This window comes from Streptomyces sp. G-G2, assembly GCF_030063135.1.
Classification (GTDB): domain Bacteria; phylum Actinomycetota; class Actinomycetes; order Streptomycetales; family Streptomycetaceae; genus Streptomyces.
This window is the reverse complement of the sequence record NZ_JASISO010000037.1, coordinates 40,469-58,267: the sequence shown is the minus strand read 5'-3', so window position 1 is coordinate 58,267 and position 17,799 is coordinate 40,469. Positions and strand designations below refer to the sequence as shown.

Sequence of the window (17,799 nt, the reverse complement as noted above, 5' to 3'; positions counted from 1 at the left end):
ATGGGGGCCCGGATCTCGCTGGACGGGAAGGTGGTCGTCATCACCGGCGCCGGGCGCGGCCAGGGCGCCGCCGAGGCCCGGCTGTGCGCGGAGGCGGGCGCGCGGGTCGTCGTCACCGACATCCGCGAGGAGGAGGGCCGCGAGGTCGCCGCGGCCCTGGGCGGCCAGGGGCTGTACGTACGCCACGACGTCACCGACGCGGAAAGCTGGGCCGGGGTGACCCGCGCCGCCGTCGCCGCGTACGGAACGGTGTCCGCGCTGGTCAACAACGCGGCCCTGTGGCGCACGGCCCATGTGGAACGGCAGAGCGCCGAGGACTTCGAAGCCCTGCTCCGGGTCAACCTGATCGGCCCCTTCCTCGGCATCCAGGCGGTGGCCCCGCTGCTGCGCGCGGCCGGGGGCGGAGCCGTCGTGAACATCTCCTCCACCGCCGGGCTGGTCGGGATACCCGGCCACGCGGCCTACGGCTCCACCAAGTTCGCCCTGCGCGGGCTGACCCGCTCGGCGGCCCTGGACCTCGCCGGGGACGGGATCCGGGTCAACTCCGTCCACCCCGGGGCGATCGACACCCCGATGCTGGCCCGGGCGGTCGAGGGCCGGGGCTGGTCGCACGTACCGCTCGGGCGGATCGGCCGCCCGGAGGAGGTCGGCGAGCTGGTGCGGTTCCTGTGCTCGGACGCCGCCTCCTACATCACGGGCGCGGAGTTCACCGTCGACGGCGGGATGACCACGCGATGAGCGGCCGCGCCGCCGCGCCGGGCGCGCCCGGTCCCGATCCGCTGTCCCCCCGGGCCCGGGAGGTGTGCGCGGCGATGTCGGCGCACTTCCCGCCGCCGGGGGACACCGGGGCCCTGCGGGCAGCGGTCGCCGCGGGCCGGACCGGCGCGCCGCCCGGGCCGGAGGTGGCCGCCGTCCACGACACGGTGGCCGACGGGGTCCCGGTGCGGGTCTACGACCCGGCGCCCGGCGCCACCGGCCGCCCCCTGGTGGTCTACCTGCACGGCGGGGGCTGGGTGATGTGCGGCCCGGACGCCCATGACGCGCCGTGCCGGACGCTGGCCGCGCGCTCGGGGGCGGTGGTGGTCTCCGCGGACTACCGGCTGGCCCCCGAGCACCCCTGGCCCGCGGCGCCCGACGACGCCCTGACCGTACTGCGCTGGGCCCGCGCGCGGGCGCTCGGCCTGGGCTGCGACCCCGCCCGGGTGGTGGTCGCCGGTGACTCCAGCGGGGCCAATCTCGCCGCCGTGACGGCGCTGCGGGCGCCCGGGCTGGTCGCGGGCCAGCTGCTCCTGTACCCGCCGCTGGACGCCACGATGGGCTCCGCGTCCGTGGCGACGTACGCCCGGGACCACTTCCACACGGCCGCCCACATGAGCTGGTACTGGGAGCAGTACCTGCCCCCGGACACCGACCCCGGGCACCCGCTGGTCTCGCCGCTGGCCGCCCCGGACCTGACCGGGCTGCCGCCCGCGCTGGTGCTGCTCGCGGACTGCGACGTGCTGCGCGACGAGGGCCTCGCCTACGCGCGGCGCCTGGCGGCGGCGGGCGTGGACTGCGAGGTCCGCCTCTTCCCCGGCGTCTTCCACGGCTTCCTCGGCACCCCCCTCCCAGCCGCGGAGGCGGCCCTCGCGGGCGCGGCGCGATGGCTGGCCCGCACGGCGCCGCGGGCCGCGCGCCGGCTCCGGCCCGGATGACCTGGTAGGGCGCCGCGCATCATGGAGGGATGACGTCACTCCGTAGCACGCATGCCCGTTCCTTCGACGCCGCCGCCGCCCTGTACGCGGCCAACCGGCCCAGCTACCCGGGGGAGTTGTTCGACGCCGTCGAGGAGCTCGCCGGGCGCTCGCTCGACGGGGCGCGGGTCGGGGACGTCGGCGCGGGCACCGGTATCGCCACCGCCCTGCTGCACGCGCGCGGCGCCCGGGTCGTCGCCGTCGAGCCCGGTGACGGCATGGCCGCCGAACTCCGGCGCGCGCACCCCGGGATCCCGCTGGTCCGGGGCGACGGGGACCGGCTGCCGCTGGCCACCGGGGCCTTCGACCTGCTCACCTACGCCCAGGCCTGGCACTGGACCGACCCGGCGCGCTCCGTCCCCGAGGCGCGCCGCGTACTGCGGCCCGGCGGGGCGCTCGCCCTGTGGTGGAACGACGCGGACTGCGCCGTTCCCTGGATCGGCGACCAGGACCGGCGGATCGCCGACCTCTTCGACGCCAAGCCCGGCACCGCGCCGCGCGGCCTGCCCGAAGGGCTCGACTTCCGTACCCGCGAGGTCCGTTGGGTCCGGCGGATCCCGGTCGACGCCCACCTCGCGAACCTGGCCAGCCACTCCGCCTTCCTGGTCCTGGGGCCCGGCGCCGAGGAGTTCTTCGCCGCGGAACGTGCGGCGCTGCTCTCCCTGTTCCCCGGCGGCGAGGTGCTGGAGGAGTACGTCGTCACGCTGTGCGTCGCCCGCCTCTGAGCGGCGGATCATGGCGGCCCGCCGGCCGGGGGGCCGGGGCGGTGTTTCACGGGGTCGGGCGGAGGACCTCCGCTCGGCACTCGGCGGGGGTGCCCCAGGCGTCGCGCAGGGGGCGGGCCTTGCGGAGCCAGAGGGAGAGGTCCAGTTCCTCCGTGTAGCCCACCGCCCCGTGCAGCTGGAGCGCGCTCATCGCGGCCCGGTACGCCGCCTCGCCCGCCGACACCTTCGCCGCCGCGATCTCCCCCGGCGCCAGGTCCAGCGCCGCCGCCCACAGCAGGGGGCGCGCGAACTCCAAGCCGATCAGGGTGTCCGCCAGGCGGTGCTTGACGGCCTGGAAGGAGCCGATCGGCGCCCCGAACTGGGTCCGCTGCTTCGCGTACCGCACCGTCCGCGCCAGCAGCGCCTCGCCCACCCCCAGGCTCTGCGCCGCCGTCAGCAGCCGCGCCCACCGCAGCGCCGCCCCGGCCGCGGCCGCCACTGCGGGCCCGGCCGCCAGCAGTTCGCCGCCCGGCGCCGCCCGGGAGAGCCGCCGCGCCGGGTCCAGCGAGGCCAGCGCCTCCCCGGGCCCGTCCGCCAGCCACAGCTCGGCCGCCGCCGACACCGTGAAGACGTGGTCGGCGGCTTCGGCGTCCAGGGCGTACGGTCCCACCCCGGCCAGGGTCAGCGTGGCCAGCTCCCGGCCCCCGGCCAGCCCCGGCACGAAGCGTTTCGCCAGCGCCCGGTCCCCCAGCTCCGCCAGCAGCACCGCCGCCGCCGCCGTCTCCACCAGCGGCCCCGGCGCCGCCGCCCGCCCCAGCTCGACGAAACCCAGCGCCAGTTCGACCGGGAGGGCGCCCAGGCCCTCGTACTCCTGCGGCGCGGCCAGCGCGAACAGCCCGGTGTCCGCGAGCCGCGACCACAGGGCCCGGCCCGGCCCGTACGCCCCGCCGGACCAGGACCGTACGACGGCCGGAACGTCCGAGGCGCTCAGCAGCGCGCGCAGCGTGCGGGCGAAGTCCGACTGCTCGTCGGTCGGCAGGAAGCGCATCAGCGGCGGCCCTTCGGGAGGCCGAGCAGCCGCTCGGCGATGATGTCGCGCTGGATCTCGTTGGTGCCCGCGTAGATCGGCCCGGCCAGGGAGAAGACCCACGGCTCCGCCCACGGCCCGTCCGCCAGCTCGGCGTCGGCGCCCAGCAGGTCCAGCGCGGTCTCGTGCAGGGCGATGTCGTACTCGCTCCAGAACACCTTGTTCAGGCTGGACTCCGCCCCGATCGTCTCGCCCGCCGCGAAGCGGGAGGCGTTCGTCCAGGTGAACAGCTCGTAGGCACGCGCCCCGATCACCGCGTCCGCCACCCGGTCGCGCAGCGCCGTGTCGGCCGGGTCCGCCGTGTCCCGCCACAGCGCGGTCAGCCGGTCGGCCGCCGCCAGGAACCGGCCGGGGGAGCGCAGGGTCAGCCCGCGCTCGTTGCCCGTCGTCGACATCGCGATCCGCCAGCCCTGCCCCGGCTCGCCGATCACGTCCTCGTCCGGTACGAACACCCCGTCCAGGAACAGCTCCGCGAAGGCGGGCTTGCCGTCCAGGCGCCCGATGGGCCGTACGGTCACCCCCGGTGCCCGCAGGTCGAACATCAGGTAGGTCAGCCCCTGGTGGGGCTTCGGGGTGTCCGGCTCGGTGCGGAAGATCCCGAACGCGCGGTCCGCGAAGGCCGCCCGCGAGGACCAGGTCTTCTGCCCCGACAGCAGCCAGCCGCCCTCCGTACGCACCGCGCGGGACGTCAGCGAGGCCAGGTCGGACCCGGACTCCGGCTCGGACCAGGCCTGCGCCCAGATCACCTCGCCGCCGGCCATCGACGGCAGCACCCGGGCCCGCTGCTCGGGGCTCGCGTGGTCGAAGAGGGTGGGGGCGAGCAGGTTGATGCCGTTCTGCGAGACCCGGCCGGGCGCCCCGGCGGCGAAGTACTCCTCCTCGAAGACCAGCCACCTCACGATGTCCGCGCCCCGGCCGCCGTACTCCTCGGGCCAGGACACCACCGACCAGCGGTCGGCGGCCAGGCGGGCCTCCCACTCCCGGTGCGCGGCGAAGCCCTCCGCCGTCTCCAGCGAGGGCAGCGGTGCGGTGGGCACGTGCGCGCGCAGCCAGGCCCGGGCCTCGGCCCGGAACGCGGTGACCTCCTCGGTGTGGGTCAGTTCCATCAGCCGGTCGCCTCCTTCATGGCCGCGATGTTCATTCCGCCGAGGGAGTCGGCGGCGCTCTCGGCGTTGTGCGCGTGCGCCAGGTGGTGCAGGCCGAAGACGGAGTCCATGCCGGAGTGCAGGCCCTGGAGGTCCTCGGCCTGGTTGACGGCCCGCTTGGTCAGGGCCAGTCCGAAGGCGGGCATCTCGGCGATGCGCAGGGCGAGCCGGGCGGTCTCGGCCGCGAGTTCCGCCCGTTCCACGACCCGGTTGACCATGCCGATCTCGTACGCCCGCCCGGCGGGCATCCGGTCGCCCGTGTAGAGGAACTCCTTGGCGATCCGCGGGGGCATCGCCCACGGGTGGGCGAAGTACTCGACCCCGGGGATCCCCATCCGGACGACCGGATCGGCGAAGAAGGCGTCCTCGCTGGCGACGGTCAGGTCGCACACCCAGGCCAGCATCAGCCCGCCCGCCACGCACGCGCCCTGGACGGAGGCGATCACCGGCTTCGGCAGTTCCCGCCAGCGCCTGCACATGCCCAGGTACACCTCGGACTCGCGGGCGAAGCGGGCTTCGGCGCCGCCGCGCCCGGTGTGGTCCCACCAGAGTCCGGCCCGCCGCTCGAAGGGCAGGTGGGCGTCCCGGCCGGGGGTGCCGATGTCGTGGCCCGCGGAGAAGTGGTCGCCCGCGCCGCCCAGGACGACCACCTTGACCTCGGGGTCGTCGGCGGCCCGGTAGAAGGCGGAGTCCAGGGCGTAGGTCATCGCGCTGTTCTGCGCGTTGCGGTAGCGGGGGCGGTTCATCGTCACGTGGGCGAGCGGGCCGCGGCGCTCGTAGAGCACCACCTCGGCCTCGTCGGCGGTGGGGTGGGCGGGCATCCGGACATCCTTCCCTAACAAGTGTTTGGTAGGTTAACGTACCGCCATGAGCAGCGTCGAGGAGTTCCGCACCGAGGTCCGGGAGTGGCTACTGACCCACCTCACCGGCCGGTTCGCGGCCCTCACCGGCCGCGGCGGACCCGATCGGGAGCACGAGGCCTTCGCCGGACGCCTCGCCTGGGAGCAGCACATGGCGGCCCACGGCTGGACCTGTGTCGGCTGGCCCGTCGAGCACGGCGGCCGCGGCGCGAGCACCGGGCAGCAGATCGCCTTCCACGAGGAGTACGCCCTCGCCGACGCCCCCGCCCGGGTCGGCCACATCGGCGAACAGCTCCTCGGCCCCACCCTCATCGCCCACGGCACACAGGAGCAAAAACGCCGCTTCCTGCCGTCCATCCGGGCCGTGACGGAGCTGTGGTGCCAGGGCTACAGCGAGCCCGACGCGGGCTCCGACCTCGCCGCCGTCCGCACCCGCGCCGCCCTGCGCGACGGCGCGTGGCACATCGACGGCCAGAAGACCTGGACCTCCCTGGCGCACGAGGCCCAGTGGTGCTCCGTGCTGGCCCGCACCACCCCCGGCTCCCACCGCCACGCGGGCCTGTCCTACCTCCTGGTCCCCCTGGACCAGCCCGGCGTGGAGGTCCGGCCGATCGTCCAGCTCACCGGCACCTCCGAGTTCAACGAGGTCTTCTTCGACGGGGCCCGCGCGGACCCGGCCCACGTGGTCGGCGCCCCCGGGGGCGGCTGGGCCGTCGCCATGGCCACCCTCGGCTTCGAACGCGGGGTCTCCACCCTGGGCCAGCAGGTCGGCTTCCGCCGCGAACTCGACGCCCTCGTCGGCCTGGCCCGCGCCAACGGCGCCCTCGCCGACCCGCTGCTGCGCGACCGGCTCGTCCGGGCATGGATCGGCCTGGAGGCGCTGCGGGCCGCCGCGCTGCGCCCGGGGGCCGAACCTTCGCTCGCCAAACTGTCCTGGGCCCGCTGGCACCGCGACCTCGGCGAACTCGCCATGGACGTCCGCGGCGCCGCGTCCCTGGTCGCGACCGGGGACGCCGGGGACCCGTACGACCTCGACGACTGGCAGCGGCTCTTCCTCTTCTCCCGCGCCGACACCATCTACGCGGGCTCCGACGAGATCCAGCGCACCCTCATCGCCGAGCGGATCCTCGGCCTTCCCAAGGAGGTCCGGGCATGAACGCCACGGCACCGCGGTACGTCCCCGGACACGGCCTGCTCAAGGACCGCACCGCCCTGATCACCGCCGCGGCCGGAGCCGGGATCGGCGGGGCCACCGCCCGCCGCTTCCTGGAGGAGGGCGCCCGCGTCGTCATCAGCGACGCGCACGCCCGCCGCCTCAAGGAGAGCGAGGAAGCCCTCGGCGCCGAGTTCGGCGCCGACCGGGTCACCTCCCTGCCCTGCGACGTCACCGACGAGGAACAGGTCCGGGCCCTGTTCGACCTCGCCGGACGCACCCACGGCGGCCTCGACGTCGTCGTCAACAATGCGGGCCTCGGCGGCACCGCCGACCTCGTCGACATGAGCGACGCGCAGTGGTCCAAGGTCCTCGACGTCACCCTGAACGGCACCTTCCGCTGCACCCGGGCCGCGCTGCGCGCCTTCAAGGCCTCGGGCGGCGGCGGGGTCGTCGTCAACAACGCCTCCGTCGTCGGCTGGCGGGCCCAGCGCGGCCAGGCCCACTACGCCGCCGCCAAGGCCGGGGTGATGGCCCTGACCCGCTGCGCCGCTTTGGAGGCCGCCGACTTCGGCGTACGGATCAACGCGGTCGCCCCCAGCCTGGCCATGCACCCGCACCTGGTGAAGGTCACCAGCGAGGAGCTGCTCGGCGAACTCACCGCGCGCGAGGCCTACGGGCGCTACGCCGAACCCTGGGAGGTCGCCAACGTCATCGTGTTCCTGGCCAGCGGCTACTCGTCGTACATGACGGGCGAAACCGTCGCGGTCAGCAGCCAGCACGCCTAGGCCGTGTGTGAGGAGTCCCGTCCGGTCCGCGACGAGAGCGCGCCCTCCGGGTGCCCGACGCTCCGCCCCCCACGCGCCCCAGTCGGCTGGTCGACAATGGGCGCGTGCCAACGAACAAGAAGAAGCAGCCGGTGACGGCCTCGCCGGAACGCAGGCAGGAGCTCCTCGCCACCGCCGCCGAGGTCTTCGCCGCCCAGGGTTACAACGCCACCACCGTCCGTAAGATCGCCGACGCCGCCGGGATGCTCGCCGGCAGCCTCTACTACCACTTCGATTCCAAGGAATCGATGCTCGACGAGATCCTCTCCACCTTCCTGAACGAGCTGTGGCAGGGCTACGACACCGTGCTCGACGCCGGGCTCGGCCCCAGGGAGACCATCGAGGCCCTCGTCACCGAGTCCTTCCGGGAGATCGACCGGCACCGCTCCGCCGTCGCGATCTACCAGAAGGAGTCCCGGCACCTCTCCGCCCAGCCCCGCTTCCACTACCTCTCCGACTCGCAGGTCAAGTTCGAGAAGGCGTGGCTGGGGACGCTGGAGCGGGGGGTCGCCGCCCAGGTCTTCCGGGCCGACCTGGACATCCGCCTCACCTACCGCTTCGTGCGCGACACGGTGTGGGTGGCGGCGTCCTGGTACCGCCCGGGCGGCAGGCACAGCCCCGAGGAGATCGCCCGCCAGTACCTCTCGATGGTCCTGGACGGGATCGCGCTCCGCACCTGACCTCTCACCAAGGAGTCCCGATGCCCGAGGCCTACATAGTCGACGCGGTACGCACCCCCGTGGGCCGGCGCAAGGGAGGGCTGTCCGGGGTGCACCCGGCCGACCTCGGCGCGCACGTCCTGAAGGCGCTCATGGAACGTTCCGGGGTGGACCCGGCCGCCGTCGAGGACGTGGTCTTCGGCTGCGTGGACGCCGTGGGGCCGCAGGCCGGGGACATCGCCCGGACCGCGTGGCTGGCCGCCGGGCTCCCCGAGGAGGTCCCCGGGGTCACCGTCGACCGCCAGTGCGGCTCCTCGCAGCAGGCCGTCCACTTCGCCGCGCAGGGGGTCCTCTCCGGCACCCAGGACCTGGTGGTCGCGGGCGGCGCCCAGAACATGTCGATGATCCCGATCGCCTTCGCCTCCCGGCAGGCGGCCGAACCCCTCGGCCTCACCGAAGGCCCCTACGCGGGCTCGGCGGGCTGGCGTGCCCGCTACGGCGACGCCCCCGTCAACCAGTTCCACGGGGCCCAGCTGATCGCCGAGAAGTGGGGGATCAGCCGTCTGGACATGGAGGAGTTCGCGCTCCGCTCGCACCGGCGGGCGCTCCGCGCGATCGACGAGGGCCGCTTCGAGCGGGAGACCGTCGCCTACGGGGACGTCCGCACCGACGAGGGCCCGCGCCGGGACACCACCCTGGAGAAGATGGCGGGACTGAGGCCCGTCATGGAAGGGGGCACCATCACCGCGGCCGTCTCCTCCCAGGTCTCCGACGGCGCCGCCGCGATGCTGATCGCCTCCGAGCGGGCCGTCCAGGAGCACGGCCTGACCCCCCGGGCCCGCATCCACCACCTGTCGGTGCGCGGCGAGGACCCGATCCGGATGCTGTCCGCCCCGATCCCGGCGACGGCCCACGCCCTGACGAAGACCGGGATGTCCCTGGCCGACATCGACCTCGTGGAGATCAACGAGGCCTTCGCGCCGGTCGTCCTCGCCTGGCTGAAGGAGACCGGGGCCGACCCCGACCGGGTGAACGTGAACGGCGGAGCCATCGCCCTGGGACACCCGCTGGGGGCCACCGGGGTGAAGCTGATGACCACCCTGCTGCACGAGTTGGAGCGCACCGGAGGCCGCTACGGCCTGCAGACCATGTGCGAGGGCGGGGGGCAGGCGAACGTGACGATCATCGAACGCCTCTGATCATCCGGAGCACGCCACAGCGACGGGGATCACACGCTCTCGGCCAAGATCCCCGGCCGTCGTGTGGTACGTTGAAGACGTTGCAGTTGTGGTACCCATGAACTTTATGTGCGCCTGACGGGATTGCTTCCGCAGGCGCTTATTTTGTTTCCGGCATCTTCCGGATGGGGCCCTTGCCACCTATTCAGGAGATTTAAAAATGGCACTTGGCACCGTGAAGTGGTTCAACTCGGAAAAGGGCTTCGGCTTCATCGAGCAGGACGGCGGCGGCCCGGACGTCTTCGCGCACTACTCGAACATCGCCACCCAGGGCTTCCGTGAGCTCCAGGAGGGCCAGCGCGTGTCCTTCGAGGTCACCCAGGGTCAGAAGGGCCCGCAGGCCGAGAACATCCTGCCTGCTAACTGACGCTCTTCGCACGGCCGGGGTCCGCACCGCGAGGTGCGGGCCCCGGCTTGTGTGTTGCTCCGTCGCTTGTTTTTTGCCGGTTCCAGGAGGGCCTTCCCGCATGACCAGCTCCAGCTCCGCACGTCCCAGCCGCCGTCCCGTCAGGGGTCGGGGTGCTGCCCAGGGACGTCCGAAGGCTGGCGGCGGCCGGCCCAAGGGCGGTTCCGCCCAGCCCGCCCGGCCGCAGGAATTCTCCATGCCGGACCCGATCACCCCGGCCCTCCCCCCGGTCGCCGCCTTCGCGGACCTCGACATGCCCGCCGCGCTGCTGAAGACCCTCGCCGCGCAGGGCGTCACCGAGCCGTTCCCGATCCAGGCAGCCACCCTCCCGAACTCCCTCGCGGGCCGTGACCTCCTCGGCCGCGGCCGCACCGGCTCCGGCAAGACCCTCGCCTTCGGCCTGGCCCTGCTGGCCCGCACGGCCGGTCGCCGCGCCCAGCCGAAGGCCCCGCTGGCCCTGGTCCTCGTCCCCACCCGCGAGCTGGCCCAGCAGGTGACGGACGCGCTGACGCCGTACGCCACCGCCGTGAACCTGCGCATCGCGACCGTCGTCGGCGGCATGTCGATCAACCGGCAGTCCGGCGCCCTGCGCCGCGGCGCCGAGGTGCTCGTCGCCACCCCCGGCCGTCTGAAGGACCTCATCGAGCGCGGTGACGCGATCCTCGGCCAGGTGTCGATCACGGTCCTGGACGAAGCCGACCAGATGACCGACATGGGCTTCATGCCGCAGGTCACCGCCCTGCTCAAGCAGGTCGAGCCCGGCGGCCAGCGGATGCTGTTCTCCGCGACCCTGGACAAGAACGTCGACAAACTCGTCAAGATGTTCCTCGAAGACCCGGTCTCGCACTCGGTCGACCCGTCCGCGGGCGCGGTCACCACGATGGAACACCACGTCCTGTACGTCATGGACGAGACCGACAAGAAGGCCGTGGTGACGCGTATAGCCGCTCGCGACGGCCGGGTGATCATGTTCGTGGACACCAAGCGCGGTGTCGACCGCATGGTCAAGAAGCTCCTCGCGGACGGTGTCCGCGCCTCCGGTCTGCACGGCGGGCGTTCGCAGCCCCAGCGCAACCGCACCCTCGACTGGTTCAAGACGGGCGAGGTCACCGCGCTGGTCGCCACCAACGTCGCGGCCCGCGGCATCCACATCGACGACCTCGACCTCGTCGTCAACGTGGACCCGCCCACCGACCACAAGGACTACCTGCACCGCGGCGGCCGTACCGCCCGTGCCGGTGAGTCCGGCAGCGTGGTCACCCTCGTCCTGCCCGAGCAGAAGCGCGAGATGACCCAGCTGATGTCGGACGCGGGCATCAACCCCCGCACCGCGCAGATCCGCTCCTCCGACGAGGAACTGGTCCGCCTGACCGGCGCCCGCGTCCCCTCCGGCATCCCCGTGGTGATGGAGGTTCCGCAGCCCACCCCCGCCAAGCCGCGCACCGCTGCCAAGGGCGGCGGCCAGGGCACGCGCCGTCGCTCCGGCGGCCCGCAGGGCGGCGGCTCCGGCGCTCCCTCGGGCGAGCGTCCGCGCCGCGCCCGCGGCGCGGCCCCGGTCTCCGCGGCCTCCGGCGGCTCCGCCTCCGGTGGCCAGGGCCGCCGCGGCGGTGGCGGCTCCGGCGCCCCCGCGGGCGCGTCCGGCCGTACCCGCACCGGTGGCGCCCAGGGCGCAAGCCAGGGCTTCGGCCAGGGCCGTCGCCGCGCGACCGGCGGCGGAGCGGGATCGGGCCGTCCCAGCGCCTGATCCCTCCCCACGGTCATCCGTACGCAATGACGCCGGGCAGCGCACATCGCGCCGCCCGGCGTCGTCGTACCCGGGGCCGGGTGCCTACGGGCGGACCAGCTTCGCCTGGAGCTTCGCCAGGGTCCGCACGTCCAGGCCGAGGCCGTTGGCCAGATAGCCGTAGAAGCTGCCGTAGTCGGCCTCCATCCGCGCCGTCGCCGCGTCCAGGTAGTCCTGCCGGACCTCCTGGAGCGGGATCAGCAGGTCCGGGTTCTGCATCCGCCCGGACTGCTTGAGCCCCGCGCGCACCTGGGCGTCGTACGCCGCGCGGAAGGTGTTCGACGCCAGGTAGTCCTGCTCGGCCGTGCCCTGCGGCACCGCCAGCGCCCGCAGCAGGACGTAACTCATCCAGCCGGTACGGTCCTTGCCGGACGTGCAGTGGTACAGCACTGGCCCCTGCGCGCCGTCCGCGATCTCCCGCAGGGTCGTCGCGAACTGCGCCCGGTTCTCGGGGCTGGTGACGAAGGTGCGGTAGATGTCGCGCATGTAGGCCTCGGCGCGGCCGCCGCCCAGGATCCGCTCCTGCTGGACCGGGTCGCCCGTGGCGATCGCGCCCACCAGCGTCCCGTACAGGCCCAGGTCGCTGACCGGGCGGGCGGTGGACGTCAGCCCGGCGGGCAGCCGGTCCGCGCCGTCGTACTGGAGCTCCATCGGGATGCGGAAGTCGATGACCTTCGTGAGGCCCAGACCGGCGACCGCGGTGAGGTCGGGCGCGGTCAGCTTGCTCAGTGCGTCGGAACGGTAGACGAGCCCCTGACGGACCTGACCGCCGAGCAGGGTGCGGTAGCCGCCGATGTCGCGGACGTTGACCGCGCCCTGCAGGGGGATCCGGCGGATCGACTGCGCCTGGGCGTGGTGCCGGGCGGTGGCGGCGGGAGCCGTCGGAACGGCGTACGCGGACACGGGAAGGGCGCCCACGGCGAGCGCGGAGAGAAGCACTCCGGTCGCCGCGACGCGGAAGCGGGCACGGCTCATCTGTACGACTCCTGAAAGGGAGAAGGGGGATCACCCTGCGGGAGGCAGGGTGCGGAGCACGTTCTGTGCCTCGGCCATGACGCGGCTGACGAGTTCCGCACAGGACGGAAGGTCCTCGATCACGCCCGCGACCTGGCCGGATGCCATGACGCCGAGGTCCGTACGGCCCTCGACCATGGACGCCCTGAGGAGCATGGGGGTGTTGGCGGCGAGCAGGACCTGGCTCCAGGACAGGTCCTTTCCGTGCTTCATCGCGAGACCGTCACGGACCATCTGCGGCCAGCTCAGGCCCGAGATCCGGCGGAAGGCGGACGCGTGCCGGACCGCCTTGGCCAGCGCCCGGGCCCGGCCCGCCCGCTCCAGGGAGACCACCAGCTCGCTGCGCAGCATCCGGTGCGGCAGCCCGTCCACGGCCGTCGTCACGGTGACGTCCTTGACCCCCGCCGCCAGATAGCGCGCCTTGACCGCGTCCGGCACCGTCGAGTCCGAGGTCAGCAGGAACCGGGTGCCCATCGCGATGCCCGCCGCCCCGAAGGCGAGGGCCGCCACCAGGCCCCGCCCGTCGTGGAACCCGCCCGCCGCGATCACCGGGATGTCCACCGCGTCCACGACCTGCGGCAGCAGGACGGTCGTGGCCACGTCCCCGGTGTGCCCGCCGCCCTCCCCGCCCTGCACGATCACCGCGTCCGCACCCCAGGCCGCGACCTTCTCCGCGTGACGGCGCGCCCCGATCGACGGGATCACCACCACACCCGCGTCCTTGAGCCGGGCGATCAGTTCCTTGGACGGGGCGAGGGCGAAGGACGCGACCCGGACCCCCTCGTCGATGATCAGCTGGGCCCGCTCGGCCGCGTCCCCCGCGTCCGCTCGCAGGTTGACCCCGAAGGGGGCCCGGGTACGGGACTTGACCTCGTGGACCGCCGCCCGCAGCTGGTCCACGGTCATGGTCGCGGAGGCCAGGATGCCCAGCGCCCCCGCGTTGGCGGCGGCCGACACCAGGCGCGGGCCCGCGACCCAGCCCATGCCCGTCTGGACGATGGGGTGCTCGATGCCGATCAGCTTGGTCAGGGCGGTCTCCATCACGCGGGCACCTCGCGCAGCCGGGTCGCGCGCGGATCCAGGTCCTCCCGGATCAGGCGCAGTTCGGCCGGGGTCGGCTCGCGGGTGGACGCGCGTTCCGCCGCGTCGATGCCGCCGAGGTCGAAGCCGGTGGCCGCGCGGACCTCCTCCACCGTCACCCCCGGGTGCAGGGAGGCGATCCGCATCGACCGGTCCGGGGTCTCGAAGTCGAACACCCCGAGGTTGGTCACCACCCGGGGGATGCGGTGGTAGCGGGTCGCGGACGGGCCCGCCGCGGCCGCCCGGTCGTACCCCACGCCCGACACCATGTCCACGCGCTCCACGAACACCCGCGAGGAATGCTTCGGGATCCAGTAACTCACCGGATTGTTCAGGGTGTTGACGGGCGCGCCGCGCACCCCCAGCAACTGGCGGGCGGGCTGCTCCCAGTCGCCGATGCAGGAGATGTTCTGGTTCCCGAACCGGTCGATCTGGCTCGCGCCCATCATCACGTGCCGCTTGCCGCCGGTGACCATGGTCAGGTGCCTGTGGTACGGGAGCCAGCCCTCGGTGGCGCCGTCCGGACCCACCAGGAACGCCTCGCCGTTGGTCAGCAGCAGGTCGGGGGAGAAGGTGCGGCGGGCCAGCCGGGCCCCGATCGAGGGGATCAGCCCCATCGGGCTCGCCAGCACCTCGCCGTTGTCCCGCCAGGCCTCGGCGCAGGCGATCACGCAGTAGTCGGCGCGGGTCGCGGCGCCGGTCGCCGCCCCGGCGGTGGTCGCTGTGGTCACTTCTGCTCCTCGTGCCAGGCCTCGACGGCGGACTGGTAGGCCTTCTCGTTGCCGGACAGGAAGCGGGCGGTGAACTCCGCCCAGACCGCCGGGTCGGCGGCGGCGGTCGCGTACGCCTTCTGGAACGGCTCGTCGCGCTCGTAGTCGGGGGCGCAGGTGGTGAAGTGCGCGCCGTGCGGGGTCTCCACCACCCCGGTGACCGAGTGGCGGCCCACGAGCAGGGTCTGCGGGGCCGCGTCCCGGGTCAGCTCGGCGGTCTCGACGAGCCGCTCGCACGACACGTACGCCGTATCGGCGGCCTCGCAGAAGAGGTCGTCGAAGTACGGGTCGGGGCCCAGGTACTGGCCGTTGCCGAGGCGGTCGGCGCGGTTCAGGTGGACGAGCGCCGCATCCATGCGCAGGGCGGGGGCGGCGACGAACTCCTCGCCGTCGGCGTAGGGGGAGGTGACCGTGCGCAGCTCCGGGTTGACCCGCATCACGTCGGAGCCCAGGCCCGCGCGGACGGGCAGGAACGGCAGCCGGTTCGCGGCGGCGGTCAGGCCCCACATGAACATGGCCTCGTCGATCTCGGTGAGTGCGAAGGCACCGCGCTCGCGGGCCGCCCGGAAGTGCGGCTCCAGGGGGATGGAGTCCAGGGTGGTGAAGGCCGCGACCAGCTTGCGGATCTTCCCGGCGGCGGCCAGCAGACCGACGTCGGGGCCGCCGTAGGAGATCACCGTGAGATCGGTGATCTCGGACCGGAGCAGCGCTCTGACCAGGGCCATCGGCTTGCGCCGCGAACCCCACCCGCCGATCCCGATCGTCATCCCGCTGCGCAGCCGCCCGACCACCTCTTCGGGAGTCATGGTCTTGTCGCTCATCAGCGCTCCTCGCCTGCGAAGGTGTCGCGGACCCGGTCGGCCACCCCGCTGAGATTGGCCTCGAAGGTGAAGCCCTGCTCGAAGCGGTAGCTGCGCCGCACGTCCACGGGGTCGATGCCGTTGATCGCCGCCTTGGCCAGGCGGATCAGATAGCCGTCCTTGAGCGCGATCTCGGCCGCCAGCTCCAGGGCCGCCGCGCGCAGCCGCTCCGGCTGGACCACCTGCCACACCGAGCCGTGCGCGTGCAGCTCGGCGGCCGTCGCGGTGCGCGAGGTGTAGTACAGGGCGCGCATCAGGTGCTGGGGGACCAGCCGGGACAGGTGGGTGGCCGCGCCGAGCGCGCCGCGGTCCAGCTCCGGCAGCCCGAAGGTGGCGTCGTCGGCGGCGACGATGACGTCGGCGTTGCCGACCAGGCCGATGCCGCCGCCCAGGCAGAACCCGTGCACGGCGGCGACGACGGGGACCTCGCATTCGTACACGGCCGCGAAGGCCTCGTAGCAGCCGTGGTTGGCGCCGATGAGCGCGCCGTGCCCCGTGTCGCGCTGCATCTCCTTGATGTCGACGCCCGCGTTGAACCCCCGGCCCTCGGCGGCCAGGACCACGCAGCGGACGGCGGGGTCGCGCCCGGCCGCGCGCAGGGCGTCGGCCAGGTCGTACCAGCCCTGTACGGGAAGGGCGTTGACGGGCGGGAAGTCGACTGTGACGAGTGCGATGCCCTTGCCCGGGCTGGAGGTGGAGACACCCATGAGCGGATCAGCTACCTTTCCACCAAACATTTGTTAGGTGAGGAAGGTAGCAGCCTATGGAGCTGGACGGGAGGGTCGTCGTCGTCACCGGCGGCACCCGCGGCGTCGGCGCCGGGATCGCCCGCGCGTTCCTCGGGGCCGGGGCGCGGGTCGTCGTATGCGCCCGCCGCCCACCGGACGAGCCGGTCGAGGAGGACGGGCGGGTGGCGGAGTTCGGGCCCCTCGACCTGCGGAACCCGGCGGCGGTGGGGGAGTTCTTCGCTGCGGTCGCCCGCCGGTACGGGCGCCTGGACTGCCTGGTCAACAACGCGGGCGGCACCCCCTACCGGCTGCTCGGCGAGGGCGAGGCCGAACGGCACGCGCGCGTCGTCGAGCTCAACCTGGTCGCCCCGATGACCGCCTCGCTCGCCGCGTACCCGTGGCTGCGGGAGGCGGGCGGCTCCGTCGTCATGATCGGCAGCGTCAGCGGCACCCGGCCCTCCCCGGGCACCGCCGCCTACGGGGCCGCCAAGGCCGGGCTGGAGAACCTGGCCCGCTCGATGGCCGTCGAATGGGCGCCCGAGGTCCGGGTCAACACCCTGGTGCTGGGCATGGTCCGCACCGAGCTCTCGCACCTGCACTACGGGAACGACGGCGGGATCGCCGCCGTCGGCGCCACCGTCCCGCTCGGGCGGCTGGCCGAACCCGCCGACGTGGGCGCGGCGGCGGTCTTCCTGGCCTCCGCCCGGGCCGCCTACGTCAGCGGCGCGAGCCTGCTGCTGCACGGGGGCGGCGAACGCCCCGCCTTCCTGGACGCCGCGAACGTCAACAAGGAGAACTGACATGGGAATCGCCGAAGACCGGGTAGTGGTCGTGACGGGTGCGGGCCGGGGGCTGGGCCGGGCCCACGCCCTGGCCTTCGCGGCGGAGGGCGCGCGGATCGTCGTCAACGACCTCGGGGTCGGCCTCGACGGCCTGCCCGAGCCGCAGGGGCCGGCTGCCCACGTGGTGGCGGAGATCCGGGCGCTGGGCGGTGAGGCGGTGGCCCACGGCGGGGACATCGCCACGACGGAGGGCGCGTCCTCGCTGGTCGAGTGCGCCCTCGACAGCTTCGGGCGGCTGGACACCCTGGTCAACAACGCCGGTTTCCTGCGGGACCGGATGCTCGTGAACCTGGGCGAGGACGAGTGGGACGCGGTCATGCGGGTCCACCTCAAGGGCCACTTCCTGCCGCTGCGGCACGCGGCGGCGCACTGGCGGGCGGAGTCGAAGGCCGGCCGGGAGGCGGCGGCCCGGGTCATCAACACCTCGTCGGGGGCCGGTCTGCTGGGCTCGGTGGGCCAGGGGAACTACAGCGCCGCGAAGGCGGGGATCCTCGGGCTGACGCTGGTCGCGGCGGCGGAGATGGGCCGGTACGGGGTCCAGGTCAACGCGATCGCCCCGGCGGCGCGGACGCGGATGACGGAGGCGACGTTCGCGGAGACGATGGCGGCGCCGGGGGAGGGGGACTTCGACGCGATGGCGCCGGAGAACGTCTCGCCGCTGGTGGTCTGGCTCGGTGCGGACGCGTCCGCGGGGGTGAGCGGGCGGGTCTTCGAGGTCGAGGGCGGCCGGATCACCGTCATGGAGGGCTGGCGGCCGGGCCCGACCGTGTCGCGCGGTGCGCGGTGGGCCCCGGCGGAGGCGGGGGAGGCGGTGGCGGGGCTGCTGGCGACGTCGGAGCCGCCGCGACCGGTGTACGGGGCGAGGTGAGACGGGGCTCCGCCGGGGCCCCGGGCTCCGCCCCGGGCCTTG

General features: G+C 73.9%; 19 protein-coding genes. 11 read left to right on the top strand and 8 right to left on the bottom strand.

Annotated features, from left to right (window positions below):
- From QMF80_RS26625 to QMF80_RS26615, 3 genes are read left to right on the top strand one after another with little or no spacing between them, the layout of a single operon-like run.
- Window positions 1–738 (top strand): SDR family NAD(P)-dependent oxidoreductase, encoded by a 738-nt coding sequence (locus QMF80_RS26625; protein WP_283457665.1) that lies wholly within the window; start codon window positions 1–3, stop codon window positions 736–738.
- Window positions 735–1,694, top strand: coding sequence for an alpha/beta hydrolase (locus QMF80_RS26620; RefSeq protein ID WP_283457664.1), 960 nt, complete (start codon window positions 735–737; stop codon window positions 1,692–1,694). Before QMF80_RS26625 ends, QMF80_RS26620 begins: the two co-directional genes overlap by 4 nt.
- Window positions 1,695–1,723: 29 nt before the next feature.
- The gene (locus QMF80_RS26615; RefSeq protein WP_283457663.1) at window positions 1,724–2,458 is read left to right on the top strand and encodes a class I SAM-dependent methyltransferase; all 735 of its coding nucleotides are present in this window, start codon (window positions 1,724–1,726) and stop codon (window positions 2,456–2,458) included.
- Window positions 2,459–2,504: 46 nt separating this feature from the next.
- Here the strand turns inward: QMF80_RS26615 and QMF80_RS26610 are convergent, their stop codons facing one another.
- Genes QMF80_RS26610 through QMF80_RS26600 form a run of 3 tightly spaced genes read right to left on the bottom strand, consistent with a single transcriptional unit; the run spans window position 2,505 to window position 5,490 of the window.
- Window positions 2,505–3,485 carry an acyl-CoA dehydrogenase family protein gene (locus QMF80_RS26610; protein ID WP_283457662.1) on the bottom strand — a complete coding sequence of 327 codons (981 nt, stop codon included), beginning with the start codon at window positions 3,483–3,485 and terminating at the stop codon, window positions 2,505–2,507.
- Complete coding sequence (locus QMF80_RS26605) at window positions 3,485–4,630, bottom strand: acyl-CoA dehydrogenase family protein (RefSeq protein ID WP_283457661.1); 1,146 nt, start codon at window positions 4,628–4,630, stop codon at window positions 3,485–3,487. Before QMF80_RS26605 ends, QMF80_RS26610 begins: the two co-directional genes overlap by 1 nt.
- Window positions 4,630–5,490, bottom strand: coding sequence for an enoyl-CoA hydratase (locus QMF80_RS26600; protein WP_283457660.1), 861 nt, complete (start codon window positions 5,488–5,490; stop codon window positions 4,630–4,632). Before QMF80_RS26600 ends, QMF80_RS26605 begins: the two co-directional genes overlap by 1 nt.
- A gap of 46 nt (window positions 5,491–5,536) precedes the next feature.
- Here QMF80_RS26600 and QMF80_RS26595 point away from each other — a divergent pair, with 46 nt between their 5' ends.
- The 6 genes from QMF80_RS26595 (at window position 5,537) to QMF80_RS26570 (ending at window position 11,556) form a co-directional block, all read left to right on the top strand.
- Window positions 5,537–6,685, top strand: a complete 1,149-nt coding sequence (locus QMF80_RS26595) for an acyl-CoA dehydrogenase family protein (protein WP_283457659.1) — start codon at window positions 5,537–5,539, stop codon at window positions 6,683–6,685.
- Complete coding sequence (locus tag QMF80_RS26590) at window positions 6,682–7,470, top strand: SDR family oxidoreductase (RefSeq protein ID WP_283457658.1); 789 nt, start codon at window positions 6,682–6,684, stop codon at window positions 7,468–7,470. Before QMF80_RS26595 ends, QMF80_RS26590 begins: the two co-directional genes overlap by 4 nt.
- 104 nt (window positions 7,471–7,574) lie before the next feature.
- On the top strand, window positions 7,575–8,189 hold the full coding sequence (locus QMF80_RS26585) for a TetR/AcrR family transcriptional regulator (RefSeq protein ID WP_283457657.1): 615 nt from the start codon (window positions 7,575–7,577) through the stop codon (window positions 8,187–8,189).
- A 20-nt stretch (window positions 8,190–8,209) separates the two neighbouring features.
- Complete coding sequence (locus QMF80_RS26580; protein WP_283457655.1) at window positions 8,210–9,367, top strand: acetyl-CoA C-acetyltransferase; 1,158 nt, start codon at window positions 8,210–8,212, stop codon at window positions 9,365–9,367.
- A 199-nt stretch (window positions 9,368–9,566) separates the two neighbouring features.
- A complete protein-coding gene (locus QMF80_RS26575; protein WP_283457653.1) occupies window positions 9,567–9,773 on the top strand; it encodes a cold-shock protein in 207 nt (68 codons plus the stop codon).
- Between the two features lie 100 nt (window positions 9,774–9,873).
- Window positions 9,874–11,556 carry a DEAD/DEAH box helicase gene (locus QMF80_RS26570; protein ID WP_283457651.1) on the top strand — a complete coding sequence of 561 codons (1,683 nt, stop codon included), beginning with the start codon at window positions 9,874–9,876 and terminating at the stop codon, window positions 11,554–11,556.
- Between the two features lie 84 nt (window positions 11,557–11,640).
- On the opposite strand, the gene QMF80_RS26565 is transcribed toward QMF80_RS26570, so the two are convergent.
- From QMF80_RS26565 to QMF80_RS26545, 5 genes are read right to left on the bottom strand one after another with little or no spacing between them, the layout of a single operon-like run.
- On the bottom strand, window positions 11,641–12,570 hold the full coding sequence (locus QMF80_RS26565) for a tyrosine-protein phosphatase (protein ID WP_283457648.1): 930 nt from the start codon (window positions 12,568–12,570) through the stop codon (window positions 11,641–11,643).
- Window positions 12,571–12,600: 30 nt separating this feature from the next.
- Window positions 12,601–13,650, bottom strand: a complete 1,050-nt coding sequence (locus QMF80_RS26560; protein ID WP_283457686.1) for an NAD(P)H-dependent flavin oxidoreductase — start codon at window positions 13,648–13,650, stop codon at window positions 12,601–12,603.
- A complete protein-coding gene (locus QMF80_RS26555) occupies window positions 13,650–14,420 on the bottom strand; it encodes a CoA-transferase subunit beta (protein WP_283457646.1) in 771 nt (256 codons plus the stop codon). The genes QMF80_RS26560 and QMF80_RS26555 overlap by 1 nt, the downstream gene beginning before the upstream one ends.
- Window positions 14,417–15,280, bottom strand: coding sequence for a CoA transferase subunit A (locus QMF80_RS26550; protein WP_283457644.1), 864 nt, complete (start codon window positions 15,278–15,280; stop codon window positions 14,417–14,419). Before QMF80_RS26550 ends, QMF80_RS26555 begins: the two co-directional genes overlap by 4 nt.
- Window positions 15,280–16,026 (bottom strand): enoyl-CoA hydratase family protein, encoded by a 747-nt coding sequence (locus QMF80_RS26545; RefSeq protein ID WP_283457642.1) that lies wholly within the window; start codon window positions 16,024–16,026, stop codon window positions 15,280–15,282. Before QMF80_RS26545 ends, QMF80_RS26550 begins: the two co-directional genes overlap by 1 nt.
- 56 nt (window positions 16,027–16,082) lie before the next feature.
- Here QMF80_RS26545 and QMF80_RS26540 point away from each other — a divergent pair, with 56 nt between their 5' ends.
- Both QMF80_RS26540 and QMF80_RS26535 read left to right on the top strand, forming a co-directional pair.
- Window positions 16,083–16,847, top strand: coding sequence for an SDR family oxidoreductase (locus QMF80_RS26540; protein WP_283457641.1), 765 nt, complete (start codon window positions 16,083–16,085; stop codon window positions 16,845–16,847).
- Between the two features lies 1 nt (window position 16,848).
- Window positions 16,849–17,757 carry an SDR family oxidoreductase gene (locus QMF80_RS26535; RefSeq protein ID WP_283457639.1) on the top strand — a complete coding sequence of 303 codons (909 nt, stop codon included), beginning with the start codon at window positions 16,849–16,851 and terminating at the stop codon, window positions 17,755–17,757.
- Window positions 17,758–17,799 lie beyond the last annotated feature (42 nt).